Raw genomic sequence first — 17,594 nt, forward strand, 5'->3', positions numbered from 1 at the left:
CGGTCCGTACCCGAACGGGGTCACGCTCAAGAAGTAACCTAAACGGAGGCTGTATCGCGCGACCGGTCGGACGAGGAGGCAGGAGCCGAAAGGGCATTACCGAGCATGCTCTGTTTGTCACGGCGGCGCTGCACCGAGGATGGTATCCGCATCGCCTCGCGATACTTCGCGACAGTACGGCGGGCGATATCAATGCCCGAGGCGCGCAAACGTTCCACGATCGTGTCGTCGGACAGGATCGCCGACGGGGCCTCGCCGTCGATCAATTGCTTGATGTGATGACGCACCGCTTCGGCCGAATGCGCCTCGCCGCCGTCGGCCGACGCGATCGAGGCGGTGAAAAAATACTTCAATTCAAAACTGCCGCGATTGGTCGCCATATATTTGTTGGCGGTGACGCGCGACACCGTCGATTCATGCATCTGGATCGCGTCCGCGACCGCCTTCAGATTGAGCGGCCGCAAATGCGCGACGCCATAAGTGAAGAAGCCATCCTGCTGGCGGACGATTTCGGTCGCGACCTTCAGGATGGTGCGGGCGCGCTGATCGAGCGCGCGGACCAGCCAGGTCGCATTCTGCAGGCAATCGGTGAAGTACGACTTGTCACCGTCCTTGCGGATCGTCTTCGACAGCTCAGCGTAATAGGTCTGGTTGACCAGCACGCGCGGCAGAGTGTCGCTGTTGAGCTCGACATGCCAGCCGCCGTCGGGACCCGGACGTACATAGACGTCGGGCACCATGGTTTGCGTCCGCGCGGCGCCGAACTTCAGTCCGGGCTTCGGGTCGAGCCGGCGGATCTCGGCGATCATGTCGGTGATGTCTTCGTCGTCGACGCCGCAGAGCTTTCGCAGGCCTGCAATGTCACGCTTGGCGAGCAGGTCGAGATGCTCGACCAGCGCCTGCATCGCGGGATCGTAGCGGTCGAGCTCGCGCAGCTGGATCGCCAGGCATTCGCTCAGGTTTCGCGCGCACACGCCCGGCGGATCGAATTTCTGCAGCACGGCGACGACCTCGTCGACCGCTTGCTGCGACGCACCGAGCCGCTCGGCGGCCTGGCCGAGATCGGCCGGCAGGTAGCCGGCGTCGTCGACCAGGTCGATCAGATACTGCCCGATCATGCGCTGCGCCGGCGCCGAGAACGCCACCGCGAGTTGTTCGGCGAGGTGGTCGGCAAGCGTCAGCTCGGCGGCCACGAAAGCTTCGAGATTGTACTCGTCGTCGCTGGAGGCGCCGCCGCCCCATTCGGTGTAGACCGATGGCGGTGCATCCTGCGCGGCGCGCGCCGCCGCTTCCGCCGGCTCCTCGGAAAACACGTTGTCGAGGCGGGTATCGAGCGTCTGCTCGATCTCGGCGCGGCTGCCGAGGTCGCGGTTCAGCCATTCCTCCTGGCCGGGCTCGAAGCCGGGCTCGAAGCCGGCCTCGCCGCCCGGGCCTGCGGCCATGTCGGAGGCGTCGCCATCGTCCCCATAGCTGCCGGAACCGTCGGAATCGCCGTAGTCCGGCCGCTCCATGGCCGGCTCGCCCGCCACCGGCGGCTCCGGTCCGTCGGCGGCCCTCTCCAGCAGCGGATTGCGCTCCAGCTCTTCCTCGACAAAGGCCGACAGGTCCAGGTTCGACAGTTGCAGCAGCTTGATCGCCTGCATCAGCTGCGGCGTCATCACCAGCGACTGCGACTGGCGGAACTCTAGTCTTTGGGTCAGCGCCATGGAGGCAAGAACGATCCTGAAAGTTGGCTCGATTCTTGCTTATATTAGTCCGAAGCCCTTGTACACGGCTTGACGGATTGGAAAATAGCGATAAGCGCGATCAGCAAAAGTGGACGCCCCGGTTTTGCGTCCGATCGTGCGTCAAATTCTTTAATTAGCCCATGATCTTATCGCCAAAGCGCTTCACACTTTGGCGGATCATGCGCTACAGGCGGAATTCCTCGCCAAGGTAAAGCCGACGTACATCGGGATCATTAACGATCTCCTCCGGGCTTCCCTCAGTCAAGATTTCACCGGCATAGACGATATAGGCGCGGTCGGTCAGGCCGAGCGTCTCGCGGACATTGTGGTCGGTGATGAGCACGCCGATGCCGCGGTTGGTGAGATGGCGGACGAGGTCCTGGATGTCGCCGACCGCGATCGGGTCGATGCCGGCGAACGGCTCGTCGAGCAGCATGTAATTGGGGCGCGTCGCCAGCGCGCGCGCAATCTCGACGCGGCGGCGCTCGCCGCCGGACAACGCGATCGACGGGCTCTTGCGCAGCCGCGTGATGTTGAACTCGTCGAGCAGCGAATCCAGCTCGTGCTCGCGCTTCTTCTTCGAGGGCTCGACCACCTCGAGCACCGCGCGGATGTTCTGCTCGACCGACAGGCCGCGGAAGATCGAGGCTTCCTGCGGCAGATAGCCGATGCCAAGGCGCGCGCGCTGATACATCGGCAGCTTGGTGACGTCGTGGCCATCGAGCTCGATCGCGCCGCGATCGGCCTTGATCAGCCCGGTGATCATGTAGAACACGGTGGTCTTGCCGGCGCCGTTGGGCCCGAGCAGGCCTACCGCTTCGCCACGGCGCACATAGATGCTGACGCCGCGCACGACCTGGCGGCTGCCGAAGCTCTTTTCCACGCTATGCACAGCCAGATAACCCGGCCGCTTGATCAGCTGCGGCGCGGCAGGCGCGCTGTTCCTGGCCGGCCTCGCACGCGCCGGCGCGGGCGCTACTGCCGGTTGGGATCGCTGCAGCTCGACGCCGGGAGCCGACGCGGCGCGCGCCATCGGCGGCGCATCACGCACCGGAGACGTCAGCATCTCGCCGAACTGATCCCCGAGCGCCGTGATGTCGTCATGCGAGCGCGCAAATCCGGTACTGCGTTTCGCAGAGCGCCGCCGGAACATGCCGAGAAAATCCACCATCCCCGCTTCGCTTCAGCCTTTCACGGTGATCCCGCGACCTCGCCTGCGCATCGATCGATTCGCGTGCGAAGCCGCAAGCATGAGCCGGAAATCTGAATACCGGCCTTCCCGCGCGACAAAAGCGGACGCGTTTGCGCGGAGATCATGCTCGAACAACACGGCAAAGCGCGATCACCCGCGCCTTGAATGAATGGATGCCCCTGTCCCGGCCGACATAATTCCCCTCGAGGCGCATTGTTCGGCCGGGCCGCTGCAGTAGATACAGTCTCGCCCCGCCGGCTTCAACCACGCGGCCGCAGAATATTATCTAACTGATTGATTCTGCTTGACCTTACGTGAGGCTTACTTGGACTTGCCGCCCGGAAGCAGCTGCAGCGGCGATGGGGCCGGGGCTGAGCCGGGGGCGGCCGGCGTGCCGCACTTGCCGCTCTGTCCGCCCGGCGACTGGATGAACAGGCCCTGCACCTTGCCATTGTCGGCTTCGACGCGCGAGACGCCGGTGGTCATGTCGACCAAAAGGCGGTCGCCGCGCAGCACATTCTGGCACTGGGTCAGCACCACCTGGCTGCCGCCGCCGCCAAGCATCGTGATCAAATTGGTCTTGGTGTCGAAGATCGCGGTCTCGCCGGTGACGACCTGATCCTTCTGGGTCACGACGACGTTACCCTTCGCCTCCAGCCGCTTGATCGAGGAGGCGCCGCCGGGGCCCGGGGTTGCCGTCTGCATCGGCGCGGCGCCCTTGGCGGCTGCCCCCTTGGTGCCGGCCGGGGCAGGCGCCGGCGCCTGGGTCGATTTATCCTCATAGAACACGACCAGCGTCTTCGACGTCATGGTGGTGTCGCCCTGCACGACCTTCACATTGCCGGCGAAGGTCGCCTCCTTTTTCTTGTCGCGCATTTCCAGCGAAGCAGCCTCGATCTGGATCGGCTGGTCGCGGTTCTGCGAGAAGCCCTGCATGGCGTTGGGCACGCCGCTCATCGAGCCCTGCGCGAACGCAGCGCTCGCGGCGAAAAGCGCGAGCAGGAACGCCGCAATTGCCATGCCGTGCGGAAAACGTCTCATCATCAAAATCATTTCGTGTTGGCGGATTTGCGCGGCTTCGGCGGCGGCGGAGCGGGCTCGGCCGGCGGGGCAGCATTGTTGTCGCCGAGCTTGTCGAGATTCATCACGACATTGCCTTCGAACCGCACCAGCTCGCCGCTGTTGTAGATCCGGAGCCTGTCGGCGGTCAGCGTGCCGTCGAGCAGCTTGACGTCAACATGCTCGTCCGACGACACGTTGCCCTTGTTGATGTCGACGAAGGCCTGCGTCAGCCTGGCCTCATAGCCGGTGGACGACTGCAGGAAGATGTCCTGGCGCAAGTCGAGCAGCTGCTTCTTGTTGTCGAAGAAGCCGGTGCGCGCATCCATCGTCACCGTCGACTGATCCTGCTGCGCCACCTTGGCGCGGATCGTCTTCAGCTCGACATGGTCAGGATCGGTGACGTCCTGGATTGCGGCCTTGGCCCACATTTCATAGGGTCGTCCGTCGTTGGAGAAGCCTGCGATATGCGGCGCCTCCATCGTGATCTTGGTGCCGGACACGACGAGGTTATCCATCTCGAGCGGCAGCTTGGGAATCAGGTCGTGGAACGGATTGAACAGCGCGATGTAGATGATCACTGCCATCGCCAGCCCGACCATCGCGGGAACCGCTACGCGCAGGACCCGCACCATGCGGCTGTGCCGCGCGGCGGCAGCAAAGCGCGCCTCGAGGCCCGTGACATAGGCTGGATTCTGAACCGAATTCACCTGAGCTCCAGAGGCGCGAAACTGCCCCTATTCTAGCCGGAGCCGCCCAAATATGCAGCCCGGACCTCACCTCGCGCCCCTGCACCGGACCACGCGTGAACAGTTTGGCCGAAACGGGGCGGAACTGCCCCGGCCGCGACGAATTCGGCGCTCATCATGAATGGGCGAAAATGTCCTCGGCCTCCCAACCGTCGAGATCGAGCCTGGCGCGGGCGGGAAGGAAGTCGAAGCAGGCCTGGGCGAGATCGGTCCGTCCCTCGCGCGCGAGCATGACATTCAGCTTGTCGCGCAGCGCATGCAGGTGCAGCACGTCGGAGGCCGCGTAGGTGAGCTGAGCCTCGCTGAGGCTTTGCGCGCCCCAGTCGCTCGACTGCTGCTGCTTCGACAATTCGACGTTCAGCACCTCGCGCACCAGATCCTTCAGGCCGTGGCGATCGGTGTAGGTGCGCGACAGGCGCGAGGCGATCTTGGTGCAATAGACCGGCGTCGGCATCACGCCGAACGTGTTGTAGAGCACCGCGACGTCGAACCGTGCGAAATGGAAGATCTTGGTGATCTTGGGATTGGCGAGCAGCGCCTTCAGGTTCGGCGAATCGGTGTGGCCCTTCGGAATCTGGATCACGTCGGCGGTGCCGTCGCCGTTCGACATCTGCACCACGCAGAGCCGGTCGCGGTGCGGATGCAATCCCATGGTCTCGGTGTCGATCGCAACGGAGTCGGTGTAGCGGGACAGATCGGGCAGGTCGCCGCGATGCAGGCGGATGGTCATGCTGTCAAAAACCTCGTCGAATCGCTCTCGGGACAGGCTATCGTCCAATTCCCCGACAGGCGAGCGTGCCCCAAGCTTCGGGTTGCGTGCCGGCATCAGGCCCGAAACGGGCCGAACGCCGCCGCTTGTTCCGCTGGCACGGATAGCTCAGGGTGTAGCGCTATTGTGCTGCGGAGACAATGGCTTGGGTGGCCCACCGCCCCACACCTGCGCCATTATTGCCAGCTGACGCGAAGGCCAAGCCGGCCGGTGACGTCCTCGCGATGGGTGCTGTCCACCGAGGTTGTGTAGCCCATGCTCGCATAGGCGCTGACCGCGTGATTGAGCTGCGCGGCGAAGCCGGCCCCGATCTCGACCGCGGTGCCGCGGCTCTGCACACCGATCAAATCGGTCGCAGCGAAGGCGATGCTGCGATCGTTCGCGGCCGTGTGCCAGAGATTGGCCTCGAGGTAGGGACGCAGTTCGGAGGTGCCGGCGATGAAGGTCGCAGGGACGCGCACGCCCAGCCGGCCGGTCAGCGTATCGGCGCTGCCGGGCGCGACGCTGGAGAAGATATCGTTGAAGCTGTCGAACGACTGGCGTTGCCAGATCAGTTGCGCCTGCGGCTCGATCGCGAGGAAGCGGTTCAACGGGATCGGCACGCCGGCTTCCAGCGATGCCGCGACGCCGGTGCCCGACAAGCGCGCGCCGACCTGGCGATCCGACTGCGGACTTGCGCCGTAGAAGCTGCCCATCAGCACGGCGTCGACATACCAGCCCGAGGGGCCGATATGGGTCCAGTAGCCGCCGATATTCTGACTGTCGATCGAGAGCGTGCCGGTGCGGACGTCGTTCCTGCCGAGCGCGAAGCCGTTGATGGTGCCGCTGGCCCAGCCATAGGCATAGAAGAAGCCGGCGCGATCATGATGTTCGGGCGCGGACTGGAAGCGCAGAATATCGACGCCGACCTGCACGCCGGCCATGGTGCCGTCGAAGGCGGGACTGACCGTGCCGGCCCAGCTCTGCGAGCTGTGCGAGCCATAGGCACGCGCCCACGCCGCCGGCTGTTCGCCGCTGCTGGTCAGCAACGCCTGATCGCCCTGGCGCTGGTGGAAGGTGCCGAGCGTTGCCAGCCCGAGCTTTTGCGCCACCTGCGGCAGCGCCGAATAGACCGCGACTTCCTCACGGTAGAGCTGGACCGGCGCGGCGCCTGCCGGCGGCGGCGTCAGCGACGACAGGTCCTCTGCAGGCAGCCCCGCGGGCGGCGGCACCACGCCAGGCGATGACGGCGGCGCCGGTGCGGGCGCAGCCGGGGGCGCGGGCGACGCCGTGCCGGGCAACAATGTCGAGCGCAGATACCAGTTGTCGGCGCTGCCGGCGGAGACGCCGCCGCGGAACAGCAGGTATTCGTGCGCGCCCGCCACGACCGCGTTGGAAAGGCCGAATGCGCCCGCAGCCGTGGTGCCGCCGTTGACGGCCTGCACCACCATGATGCCGTCGGCGGTGGTCAATGCGCCCGCGCCACCGGCATTGGTGACGGTCACCGCGGTCGAGCCCGACGCATTGCCACCGGAGATGACGAGGCGATCCGATGGCGAACCATCGCCGCCGAGCACGGTGCGCAGATAGAGCCCGCCGCCATTGCCGACGTAGTTGCCGGCAATGGTCAGGCTGTTCGCCGCGGTGGCGCCGCCATTGGTCAGGTTGATGACGCCGGCATTGGTGACGGTGATCGGCGGGCCGCCCGGAAACGGCGTGATCGACGGATTGGCGCCGTTGCCCGCCAGCAGGCTGGTGCCGGCCGCAATCGACACATTGCCGGTCAGCGACGTCTGCAGCGTCAGCGAGCCGCTGTTGACGAAGGTGTTGGCGAAGGTGCCGGTGCCGGCCCAGGTCCAGTCACTGCCCTCCATCGTCAGCGTCTGGAATCGCGCGAACGCATTGTTGGCCGTGCCGCTGCCTTGCAGCCGCACCTGATTGTTGCCGCCGCCGCCATCGGCAAGGCCGACGATCTGCGAGCCGGTTTGCAGGATCATCGTCACGGCGCCGCCGCCGCCCGCGAGCGCCGTGCCGCTGTTGCCGGCGATCAGGCCGGCATTGACGATGGTGGTGGCGCCGTTGAGCGTGCGGATCGCGGGCCCGGCCTGGCTGATGATCTTGCCGCCGGCGAGATTCTCGATGCGGGCGGTGAATGACGAACCCGCGGTGTTGGAGAACACGCCGTCGGCATTGACGCCGCGCGCCTCGATCGTGCCGCTGTTGCGCAGCACGCCCGCATTGCCTTGCATGAACACGGTGTTGTTGGCGGTGCCGCCCGCATCGCCGCCGGTCGTCAGCAGCGTGCCGGTATTGGTGATGCTCGCGAACTGGCCGGCGGAGAAGATCGCACGCGCGCCTGCGCCGGCCGTGGTGATGGTACCGCTATTGGTGAAGGTGTTGCTGTCGCCGGTTTGCACAAAAAGGCCGTGCGACTGCGGGCCCTGGGTGGTGATCGTCCCGGTATTGACCAGCGTGTTGTTGTTGTGCTGCGTGAGCCCGGTGATGGCAAGGCCGCGCGAGGTGCCGTTCTGAGTCGTGATCGCGCCGTTGTTGATCAGCGTGTTGCCGTTGCTACTGGCGGCGATCGCATTGCTGCCCGCGCCCGAGGTCGCGATCACACCCGACGCGCCGTTGGTGAAGACATTGCCGTCGCCGCTGCCGAAGATGCCGGTCCCGCCGCCGCTGACGGTCAGCGTGCCGTTGTTGGTGGCGGTGCTGCTGGAGACCAGACCGATCGCGGTCGCTCCGCCGCCCGGCGCGATGCCGGCGCCCTGCAGCACGTTCACGGTGACGTTCGAGCTGCCGGCAGCGGCCTGCACGCCAGCCGGCGAGGGATTCGGCGCTGCGATCGAGCAGGTTACCGTCTGCCCGCTTGCTGGCGCGAGGCTGTCGCAGGCGGCCAACGCCGGCGAAGCGGACAACAGGCAACCGCCACTTAAAGCCGTGCACGACAGGATCGCCGCGAGCCGCGATGAAACCATGTCCATCTTCCAACGCCGGCGCGAATCCGAGCCCACGGCCTCGCGCCACCTGCTACCCCCGCCCCGCTCTCAGCTACGCTGATCCGCTCCGTTCAAGCTTGAAACGATTTGCAGCGACGGTGTTGCACGACTGCCACAGACGGAACCATGAGATGCATCAACATGATTCACATCCTTGACGTGTGTACGCTTCCAGGGTTGTGGAGTACAGCATTCACCCGTTGCAGCCCTCATTCGATACAACCGGAAACAATTGCCTTCGCGCGTCGGGCATCCGGCCGGTCCCTTTCCCCGCCAACCTCGACGTGGTTCGCACGACCAGCCATCGCCCGCGCACTTTCGATTTCGATGGAACTGTTGCCCCCGCGCCCCGTGAAATCGTCCCGCGCCCACCCTATCTGTTGCCGGCCCGAACCCGCCTTGCAATGAAACGAGCCTTATGTCCGACCAGACCATCGCCGCGCCAATCGACGACCAGCAGGAGCGCGGCTTTTCGCGCTACCAATCGTTCCTGATCGCGCTGCTTGCCTTCACGCAATTCACGCTGATCCTCGACTTCATCATCATGTCGCCGCTCGGCGCCATCCTGATGCCGTCGCTGAACATCACGGCCGGGCAATTCGGCGTCGCGGTCTCGGCCTACGCGTTCGCAGCCGGCATTTCCGGCGTCCTCGCCGCCGGCTTTGCCGATCGCTTCGACCGCAAGCGGCTGCTGCTGTTCTTCTATGTCGGCTTCATGCTCGGCACCGTGCTCTGCGCGCTGGCGCAGAATTTCCACGTGCTGCTGCTCGGCCGCATCGTCACGGGCGTTTTCGGCGGGGTGATCGGCTCCGTCGTGCTTGCCATCGTCACCGACCTGTTCCCGCTGCAACAGCGCGGCCGCGCCATGGGGGTCCTGCAGACGGCATTCGCGGCGAGCCAGGTGCTCGGCGTCCCGGCCGGCCTGTTCCTGGCCAATCACTTCAACTGGCACATCTGCTTCGTGGCTATCGTCGGCCTGTCGATTGTCGCGATCGCGGCGATTGCAATCGCGATGCATCCGGTCGACGCCCATCTCAAACTGCAGCACGACAGCAATCCGTTCCGCCATCTGATCGCAACCGTGGGGCAGCCGCGCTACACGCTGGCCTTCCTGGTGACCACGCTGCTCGCGACCGGCGGCTTCATGCTGATGCCGTTCGGCAGCGCCTTCACCGTGCATAATCTCGGCATCGACATCGTTCACCTGCCGACGATCTATCTCGTCTCGGGCCTGTTCAGCATCATCATCGGGCCGCTGGTCGGCCGCGCCAGCGATGCGTTCGGCAAATATCCGACCTTCGCGTTCGGCTGTGTGGTGACCGTGATCATGGTGCTGATCTACACCAACCTCGGCCACGTCTCGCTGCTGACCGCGATCGTGGTCAATGTGCTGATGTTCATCGGCATCTTCTCGCGCATGATCCCGTCCCAGGCGCTGATGTCAGCGATTCCCGACGCCAGCCAGCGCGGATCATTCAGCGCGATCTCCGCGTCGGTGCAGCAGCTGTCGGGCGGGCTGGGCTCGGTGGCGGCAGCCGCGATCGTCGCCGAGAATCCGGACGGCTCGCTGCTGCATTTCGACCGGATCGGCTATGTCGTCGTGGCGAGCTCGATGATTTCGATGATCGCGATGTACTTTGTGCAGAAGCCGATCGCGCGGCGTGCGGGACGGCGGATCGTCTAACGAGACTGCGTCCGCCTCGGCCGATTACGGCTACGCCGCACCGACCCTACGAATGCGAGCGATTTCAATCGCTTGAAAGAGGGGTGGTGCCCAGGAAAGGACTCGAACCTTCACGGCCGTTAAGCCACTGGCACCTGAAGCCAGCGCGTCTACCAATTCCGCCACCTGGGCATGTGGAGCGGCTTAGTAAGGATCGGTTGCGCGCTTGTCAAATTCGCGATTGGAAATTCAAATACCCTGTACAGGATAAGGCCGATGGCGTATCGCCAGACGGTTAACCTACGTCAATCGCTCTCGAATCCCACAGGAATCACCCCATGGCATCGAACCTGGACACGCTGGTCACGGTCTTCGGCGGATCGGGTTTTCTGGGGCGGAACGTGGTCCGGGCGCTCTGCAAGCGCGATTATCGCATCCGAGTCGCGGTGCGGCGGCCCGAGCTGGCCGGCCATCTGCAGCCGCTCGGCCGTGTCGGGCAGATCCATGCCGTCCAGGCCAATGTGCGCTACCCGGCCTCGGTCGAGGCGGCGATGCGTGATTCGCATATCGCCATCAACCTGGTCGGCATCCTGGCCGAGGGCGGCGGGCAGAGCTTCGATGCCGTGCAGGTGAAGGGCGCCGAGACCATCGCCAAGGCGGCGGCCGCCGCCGGCGGGCGGATGGTCCATGTCTCGGCGATCGGGGCCGACGCGGATTCGCCCTCCAGCTATTTCCGCGCCAAGGCGGAGGGCGAGGCGGCGGTGCTGGCGGCCTTGCCGTCGGCCACCATCATGCGGCCGTCGCTGCTGTTCGGGCCCGAGGATCAGTTCACCAACCGCTTTGCGGCGCTGGCGCGGATCTCGCCGGTGCTGCCGCTGGTCGGCGGCGGGGTCAACACGGTGCAGCCGGCCTATGTCGGCGACGTCGCGAACGCCGTGGCCCATGCCGTGGACGGCAAGGCGGAGCAGGGCGCAGCTTACGAGCTCGGCGGGCCGGAAGTGCTGACCATGCGCGAGGTGATGCAGATCATCCTCAAGATCACCCAGCGCGATCGCATGCTGGCGCCGCTGCCGTTCGGCCTTGCCAAGTTCCAGTCGTACTTTCTGCAGTTCGCGCCGGGGCCGTTCACGCTGACGCCGGACCAGGTCGCGATGCTGCGTTCGGACAATGTGGTGTCCGACGCCGCCAAGGCCGCCGGCCTGACCTTCGCAGGCCTCGGCATCTCGCCGGATTCGATGGAAGCGATCGCCCCGCAATATCTCTGGCGCTTCCGCGCGACGGGTCAGTTCCAGAAGAAGAGCGCGTAGGCAGCTTCTCCACTTGTCGTCCCGGCGAAGGCCGGGACCCATAGCCACCGATGTCCGAGGTGTGGAACGCTGGGGCCACGGCTATTCGCGACCGCAATAGCCGTGGTTATGGGTCCCTGCTTTCGCAGGCACGACAGAGTGCCTTACCTTCCCATCGCCAGCGCGATCAGGCCGAGCGTGCCGACGATCACGCGCCACCAGGCGAAGAAGGTGAAGCCGCGGCGGGTGACGAAGTTGAGGAAGGCCCGCACCACGATCATCGCCGTGATGAACGACACCACGAAGCCGACCGCGATCACGCTGAGATTGTCGGAGGTGAAGTCGGCCCGGTTCTTGTAGAAATCATAGGCGAACGCGCCGACCATGGTCGGGATCGCGAGGAAGAACGAGAACTCCGCCGCCGAGCGCTTGTCGGCGCCGAGCAGCATCGCCGCCACGATGCTGGCCCCCGAGCGCGACACGCCGGGGATCATCGCCAGGCACTGCGCGACGCCGATCCAGAAATACATCAGCAGCGGGAAGCGGGTCGCATCGTCCTCGTACACTTTGAGATCGAGCTGATCGACCCACAGCAGCACGGCGCCGCCGACGATCAGCGTGAAGCAGACCACCCACGGATTGAACAGGAACTCCTTGATGTATTTGCCGGCGATCAGGCCGATCACGACCGCGGGCAGGAACGCCACCAGCACGCCGATCACGAAGCGGCGGTCGTCGGCATTGGTGAACATGCCAAGCGCCACGCGCCACAATTTGACGAAATAGAGCGCGAGGATCGCGAGGATCGCGCCGAGCTGAATCAGGATCGCAAAGCTCTTCCAGAAATTGCCTTCGCCCAGATTGAAGAAGCGCTCCGCAAGCAGCAGGTGGCCTGTCGAGGAGACCGGCAGGAACTCCGTGACGCCCTCGACGATGCCGAGAATCACCGCCCGCAGCATATCCGTCATCATGTTGTGGCCTGCCCTGTGTGGAAAACGGGATTCTTCTCGCTTATTCGTACATTGGCCGCAATCGCAAAAAATCGTCAAACAATGGGTTACCCGACCGATTTGCTGAGCTATAGCGTTTTTGTGACCCGCACCATCTGCGGGGATGGCTACCGGTTTGCGTGCTGACGCGACATAGAGACGACCGGAACTGGTCTGGCCAAAGCACTGGTCCAGGCCGCACAGGTTGATGATTTCTTAAGCGCCGCGAAACTACCAAGGGCTTCATGTATACGCTGTATCACCATCCGTTCTGTCCGCATTCGCGCTTCATTCGGCTCGTGCTCGGCGAGTATGGGCTCGATTTGCGCCTTGTGGAGGAACGGGTGTGGGAACGGCGCGAGGCGTTCCTGGCGCTCAATCCGGCGGCCACCACGCCGGTGCTGATCGCCGAAGGCTTTCCGCCGATTCCGGGTGCGCCTGTGATCGCCGAATATGTCGACGAGGCGCACGGCCTCGATGCCGGCGACCGGCGGCTGTTGCCGACGTCGACGGCCGAGCGCGTCGAGGTGCGCCGGCTGATGGCGTGGTTCAACGAGAAATTCTTCGAGGAAGCCTCCAACCCGCTGGTGACCGAGCGGATCTACAAGCGCTTCATGAGCGAGGACAATGGCGGCGGCCCGCCGGCGCCTGACATCATGCGCGCCGCCAAGGTCAATGTGCGCTATCATCTGAGCTATATCGGCTGGCTGGCGAAGACGCGGAACTATCTCGCCGGTGACCGCCTGACCTACGCGGACCTCGCCGCCGCAGCGCATCTCTCGGCGATCGACTATCTGGGCGACGTGCCATGGAGCGAGGACGACGCGGCAAAGTCGTGGTACGCGCGGGTGAAGTCCCGCCCGTCGTTCCGCCCGCTGCTCAGCGAATGGCTGGCGGGGGTGCCGGCCTCGCGCACCTATGTGGACCTCGACTTCTGAACCCGCCGGTCAGGCTCTCCCCTTCCGATCTCAAGGCAGCGCTGCAGCGCGAGGCGCATGCGCTCGGCTTCGATGCCATCGGCTTCACCACGCCTGATGCGACCAGCGAGGCCGGAAAATATTTCCTCGAATTCCTCGGCTCCGGCGGCCATGGCGACATGGACTGGCTCGCCGCCAATCCGGAGCGGCGCGCCGATCCGCGCGTGCTGTGGGGCGGCGTGCGCTCGATCATCATGCTCGGCGTCAATTACGGGCCCGACGACGACCCGCTCGACATCCTTGCGCGCCGGTCGCGTGGCGCGATCTCGGTCTATGCGCAGGGCGACGACTATCACGACGTGATCAAGAAGCGGCTGAAGGTTCTGGCGCGCTGGCTCGCCGCGATCACCGGCGATGAGGTGAAGGTGTTCGTCGACACCGCCGCTGTCATGGAGAAGCCGCTCGCGCAGGCAGCCGGCATCGGCTGGCAGGGCAAGCACACCAACCTCGTGTCGCGCGAATTCGGCTCGTGGCTGTTTCTCGGCGCGATCTATTCCGCCACCGAACTGCCGCGCGATGTTGGCGAGGCCGATCATTGCGGCAGCTGCCGCGCCTGCCAGGACATCTGCCCGACCGCGGCGTTCCCCGCGCCCTACAAGCTCGATGCGCGGCGCTGCATCTCGTATCTGACGATCGAGAACAAGGGCCCGATCCCGCACGAATTCCGCAAGAGCATCGGCAACCGCATCTATGGCTGCGACGATTGCCTCGCGGTGTGTCCGTGGAACAAGTTCGCGCAAGCGGGGCGCGAGCAGAAGCTCGCCGCGCGCGATGCGTTGCGGGCGCCCGCGCTCGCCGATCTGGCACGGCTCGACGATGCCGCTTTTCGCGCGCTGTTCACGAAATCGCCGGTCAAGCGCATCGGCCGCGACCGCTTCATCCGCAATGTGCTGATCGCGATCGGCAACTCCGGCGATGCAAGCCTTGCCGGCGAAGCGCGGCGTTTGCTCGACGATGCGAGCCCGCTGGTGCGCGGCGCCGCGGTGTGGGCGCTGTCGCAACTGATCGCCCGCGATGCGTTCGCGGCGCTGGCATCGCGCGCCGGCGGCGAGCCCGACGTCACGGTGCAGCAGGAGTGGCGCGCCGCGGCGGCCTCTTGATTTCATCGCGCCATTCCCGTCATGGTCGCACGCCATGACAAACCAGCCCTTCTTCACCAGGCACGGCGACGGCTTCATGCCGACATCCGTTGCGGACGGACCGTGGAGTCCGGAATCCCTGCACGGCCGCGTCGTGATCGGCCTGCTCGCCTTCGTCATCGAGGAGCGCCACGGCTCCGACGATTTCGTCCCCGCGCGGTTGACGGTCGACATGTTCCGGCTGCCCAACATCACGACGCCGATCGAGGTGACGACGAAGCTCGTGCGCGACGGCATGCGGATCAAGATGATCGAGGCCGAGTTTTTCTCCGGCGGCACGAGCATGGCGCGCGCCTCCTGCCAATTGTTGCGCCGGACGGAAAACGCCCCCGGCAATGTGTGGTCGCCGCCGAACTGGCAGGTGCCGGCACCGGCGGAGATTCCGAAGCCGACCGATCCGAGGCTCGGCATGAACGGCAAATGGGAGACGCGGCCGATCGTCGGCCATATGGGCTCGCTCGGCGAGCGACGGCTCTGGATGAGCGAGGTGCGCGAGCTCGTCGCGGGCGTGAAGATGACGCCGTTCGTCCATGTCGCGACCGGCGCGGATTTCGCCAGCCCCTTCGCCAACGCCGGCGATCAGGGCCTCGGCTACATCAACAGCGACGTCACGATCTATCTGCATCGCTTGCCGGTGACCAACTGGATCGGCTTCGAGGTCGTCAACCACCACGCCACGGACGGCATCGCGATCGGCGAATGCTGGCTCTATGACGAAAAGGGTCCGATCGGCACCTCCACGGTGGCGGCGCTCGCCCAGCGCAGGCCGATGACCAATCCGCCGCCGCCATGACTGTCATTCCGGGGCGATGCGCAGCATCGAACCCGGAATCCATCGGGCCGCAAAGACCAACGGAGAAATGGATTCCGGGTTCGCGCTTCGCGCGCCCCGGAATGACGACGGGGCGATTGAGGCCTAGACTAAGCCAGATGCCGCTGCATCTCCGGCCGCGCCTTAAGCTCCGCGCCCTGCTTGCCGACGATCTTGGCGATGCGCTCCGGCGCGAAGTTCAAATCGACGAAGGCCGGCGCGGTGTTGGCGACCTCGCGGTACTCCGTGATCTTGCCGTCGCGCAGCCGCATGATCGCGACGCCCTCGAACATCGCACGCGCCCCCTTGGCTTCCGGCAAGGTCGAGCGGTAGCTGAACGTGTAGCGCGCGTAGAGCGTCGCGCCATCGCTGACGGGATCATGCATCACCCAGCGGAAATCGGTCGCGGTCCGATAGAACCAGTCGTCGATCATCTCGGCGATTTTGCCGTGGCCCTTGAAGGCACCGTAAAACACGTCGTGATAGACGCCGTCGTCGGTGAAAAGGCTCGCAAAGGCCTTGCCGTTGCGCTGCTCGACCGCGTCGCAAAACGCGCGCAGCATTGTCGTGGTGTCCATTGGCGCTTCCCCCTCTACGGAGAGCTTAGCCGATCTCCGCCACCGCGGCGATGATCCGGGCGATGTCCTGCGGACGCGAGAGGCGATGGTCGCCGTCCTGGATCATGGTCAGCACGACGTCCTCGGCCGGCAGGCGGTGCACCAGCGCGAAGGCGTGCTTCCACGGCACGTCGGGATCCTGCGCGCCCTGCAGGATGCGCACCGGGCAGCCGACGTCGATCTTGCTTCCGAGCAGCAAATGATTGCGGCCCTCCTCGATCAGGTTGCGGGTGATCGGATAGGGCGTGCCGTCGCCATATTCAGACGGACGCAGCCACATGCCCCTGGTCTCGATCTCGGCGCGGACCTCCGGCGAGAAGGCCTTCCACATCAATTCCTCGGTGAAGTCGGGTGCCGGCGCGATCAGCACGAGGCCGGCGAGCTGTGCCTTCCCGTTCCCGCGCCGCATGATCTCACGCGCAAGCAGCAGCGCCATCCAGCCGCCCATCGAGGACCCGATCACGACCTGCGGCCCGCTGCAGAACTGCGAGAACACCGCCACGCTCTCCTCGAGCCAGCGGCCGATGGTGCCGTCGGCGAACTCGCCGCCGGATTCGCCATGGCCGGAATAGTCGAACCTGACGCAGCCGCGACCATGCTCGGCCGCCCATGCATCGAGCGCGAGCGCCTTGGTGCCGGACATGTCGGACTTGAAACCGCCGAGCCATATCAGTCCGGGGCTGCTGCCGGCACGGGCGCGCACCGCGATCCGGCGCGCCTGACTGCCCTCGCCGACCTCGATGAAGGCCGGTTCCTGTTCCGATGCGGCGGTTTGGCTCATGGTTCGGTCACTCGGGTGTCAGACATCTGCTTTTCAATTGTCGCGCGGCACCGGTCAACGGCTGCCAGTCCCGTCTTGCGGACCAGACGCGCCCGCTATATGTGGCGGGCGTGGCCAAAATGCCTCGCAATTGGCGGTTTTGCCGCTTAAAGAAGCGAGTTCGCTTGCCCGTTGCAGCATCTTGCTTCAAAATATCCGCCTTCCCTTTCACAACTTTGGAGAGTTACCCATTCGCCGTCCCAATAGAGCCCCGCCCACAGTCGCCAAAGAAGGGCCGCGCACCAATGACGAGATTCGCAACGCGCAGATCCAGCTGATCGATGCGGATGGTGTCAATCAGGGCACCGTCGAAACCATGGTGGCCATCAAGATGGCCATGGAAGCCGGCATGGATCTCGTCGAGATTTCGCCGAATACCAGCCCTCCCGTCTGCAAGATCATGGACTACGGGAAGTACAAGTATTCCGCGCAGAAGAAGGCTGCCGAAGCTCGCAAGAAGCAGAAGGTCGTCGAGATCAAGGAGATCAAGCTCCGCCCGATGATCGACGATCACGACTATGACGTGAAGATGCGCGCGATGCAGCGCTTCTTCGAGGAAGGCGACAAGGTCAAGATCACCTTGCGCTACCGCGGTCGTGAGATGGCGCACCAGGAGATCGGCACCAAGCTGTTGGACAAGGTGAAGGCCGACGTCGCCGAATTCGCCAAGGTCGAGCAGGACGCGAAGTTCGAGGGCCGCCAGGTCGTAATGGTGCTGGCGCCGCGCTAGTGTGCTGAATGCGAAGTTCGTGCGATTTCGCGGCAGCTACTTTCACGAACTTCGCATTCATAAAGCACACTAGAATCATAAGTTT

At 65.0% G+C, this 17,594-nt stretch carries 15 protein-coding genes and 1 tRNA gene; 6 read left to right on the forward strand and 10 right to left on the reverse strand.

Annotated features, from left to right (window positions below):
• Positions 1-38: 38 nt before the first annotated feature.
• The 6 genes from rpoN to QA639_RS00610 all read right to left on the reverse strand — a co-directional run bounded on the left by rpoN (position 39) and on the right by QA639_RS00610 (position 8,456).
• Complete coding sequence (gene rpoN, locus QA639_RS00585) at positions 39-1,706, reverse strand: RNA polymerase factor sigma-54 (protein ID WP_283088959.1); 1,668 nt, start codon at positions 1,704-1,706, stop codon at positions 39-41.
• Positions 1,707-1,911: 205 nt separating this feature from the next.
• The gene (lptB, locus tag QA639_RS00590) at positions 1,912-2,898 is read right to left on the reverse strand and encodes an LPS export ABC transporter ATP-binding protein (RefSeq protein WP_283088960.1); all 987 of its coding nucleotides are present in this window, start codon (positions 2,896-2,898) and stop codon (positions 1,912-1,914) included.
• A 342-nt stretch (positions 2,899-3,240) separates the two neighbouring features.
• Complete coding sequence (locus QA639_RS00595; protein WP_038378080.1) at positions 3,241-3,972, reverse strand: LptA/OstA family protein; 732 nt, start codon at positions 3,970-3,972, stop codon at positions 3,241-3,243.
• Positions 3,969-4,688, reverse strand: a complete 720-nt coding sequence (gene lptC, locus QA639_RS00600) for an LPS export ABC transporter periplasmic protein LptC (protein ID WP_283088961.1) — start codon at positions 4,686-4,688, stop codon at positions 3,969-3,971. Before lptC ends, QA639_RS00595 begins: the two co-directional genes overlap by 4 nt.
• 154 nt (positions 4,689-4,842) lie before the next feature.
• Positions 4,843-5,457 carry a ribonuclease H-like domain-containing protein gene (locus QA639_RS00605; protein WP_028337944.1) on the reverse strand — a complete coding sequence of 205 codons (615 nt, stop codon included), beginning with the start codon at positions 5,455-5,457 and terminating at the stop codon, positions 4,843-4,845.
• Between the two features lie 215 nt (positions 5,458-5,672).
• The gene (locus tag QA639_RS00610; RefSeq protein WP_283088962.1) at positions 5,673-8,456 is read right to left on the reverse strand and encodes an autotransporter family protein; all 2,784 of its coding nucleotides are present in this window, start codon (positions 8,454-8,456) and stop codon (positions 5,673-5,675) included.
• 439 nt (positions 8,457-8,895) lie between these two features.
• On the opposite strand from QA639_RS00610, the gene QA639_RS00615 reads away from it, so the two are divergent.
• Complete coding sequence (locus tag QA639_RS00615) at positions 8,896-10,161, forward strand: MFS transporter (RefSeq protein WP_028337946.1); 1,266 nt, start codon at positions 8,896-8,898, stop codon at positions 10,159-10,161.
• Between the two features lie 84 nt (positions 10,162-10,245).
• On the opposite strand, the gene QA639_RS00620 is transcribed toward QA639_RS00615, so the two are convergent.
• Positions 10,246-10,332 (reverse strand) — tRNA-Leu (locus QA639_RS00620).
• A gap of 146 nt (positions 10,333-10,478) precedes the next feature.
• Between QA639_RS00620 and QA639_RS00625 the strand changes: the two genes are divergently transcribed.
• Positions 10,479-11,447 (forward strand): complex I NDUFA9 subunit family protein, encoded by a 969-nt coding sequence (locus QA639_RS00625; protein ID WP_050383471.1) that lies wholly within the window; start codon positions 10,479-10,481, stop codon positions 11,445-11,447.
• Positions 11,448-11,590: 143 nt separating this feature from the next.
• Here QA639_RS00625 and QA639_RS00630 read toward each other — a convergent pair whose 3' ends face one another.
• The gene (locus QA639_RS00630; protein ID WP_283088963.1) at positions 11,591-12,397 is read right to left on the reverse strand and encodes an undecaprenyl-diphosphate phosphatase; all 807 of its coding nucleotides are present in this window, start codon (positions 12,395-12,397) and stop codon (positions 11,591-11,593) included.
• Positions 12,398-12,660: 263 nt separating this feature from the next.
• On the opposite strand from QA639_RS00630, the gene QA639_RS00635 reads away from it, so the two are divergent.
• The 3 genes from QA639_RS00635 to QA639_RS00645 are packed head-to-tail and all read left to right on the forward strand — an operon-like array spanning position 12,661 to position 15,324.
• Entirely contained in the window at positions 12,661-13,353 is a 693-nt protein-coding gene (locus QA639_RS00635; RefSeq protein ID WP_016839974.1) for a glutathione S-transferase family protein, read from the forward strand.
• Positions 13,302-14,492 (forward strand): tRNA epoxyqueuosine(34) reductase QueG, encoded by a 1,191-nt coding sequence (gene queG, locus QA639_RS00640; RefSeq protein ID WP_283088964.1) that lies wholly within the window; start codon positions 13,302-13,304, stop codon positions 14,490-14,492. Before QA639_RS00635 ends, queG begins: the two co-directional genes overlap by 52 nt.
• Before the next feature lie 34 nt (positions 14,493-14,526).
• Positions 14,527-15,324 (forward strand): acyl-CoA thioesterase domain-containing protein, encoded by a 798-nt coding sequence (locus QA639_RS00645; RefSeq protein ID WP_283088965.1) that lies wholly within the window; start codon positions 14,527-14,529, stop codon positions 15,322-15,324.
• A 128-nt stretch (positions 15,325-15,452) separates the two neighbouring features.
• On the opposite strand, the gene QA639_RS00650 is transcribed toward QA639_RS00645, so the two are convergent.
• Complete coding sequence (locus tag QA639_RS00650) at positions 15,453-15,920, reverse strand: nuclear transport factor 2 family protein (protein ID WP_283088966.1); 468 nt, start codon at positions 15,918-15,920, stop codon at positions 15,453-15,455.
• 25 nt (positions 15,921-15,945) lie between these two features.
• On the reverse strand, positions 15,946-16,740 hold the full coding sequence (locus QA639_RS00655) for an alpha/beta hydrolase (RefSeq protein ID WP_028337953.1): 795 nt from the start codon (positions 16,738-16,740) through the stop codon (positions 15,946-15,948).
• A 229-nt stretch (positions 16,741-16,969) separates the two neighbouring features.
• On the opposite strand from QA639_RS00655, the gene infC reads away from it, so the two are divergent.
• Positions 16,970-17,509: a translation initiation factor IF-3 gene (gene infC, locus QA639_RS00660; RefSeq protein ID WP_028337954.1), complete on the forward strand. Its 540-nt coding sequence runs from the start codon at positions 16,970-16,972 to the stop codon at positions 17,507-17,509.
• Positions 17,510-17,594 lie beyond the last annotated feature (85 nt).

This window comes from Bradyrhizobium pachyrhizi, assembly GCF_029714545.1.
Taxonomy (GTDB): Bacteria; Pseudomonadota; Alphaproteobacteria; order Rhizobiales; family Xanthobacteraceae; genus Bradyrhizobium; species Bradyrhizobium pachyrhizi.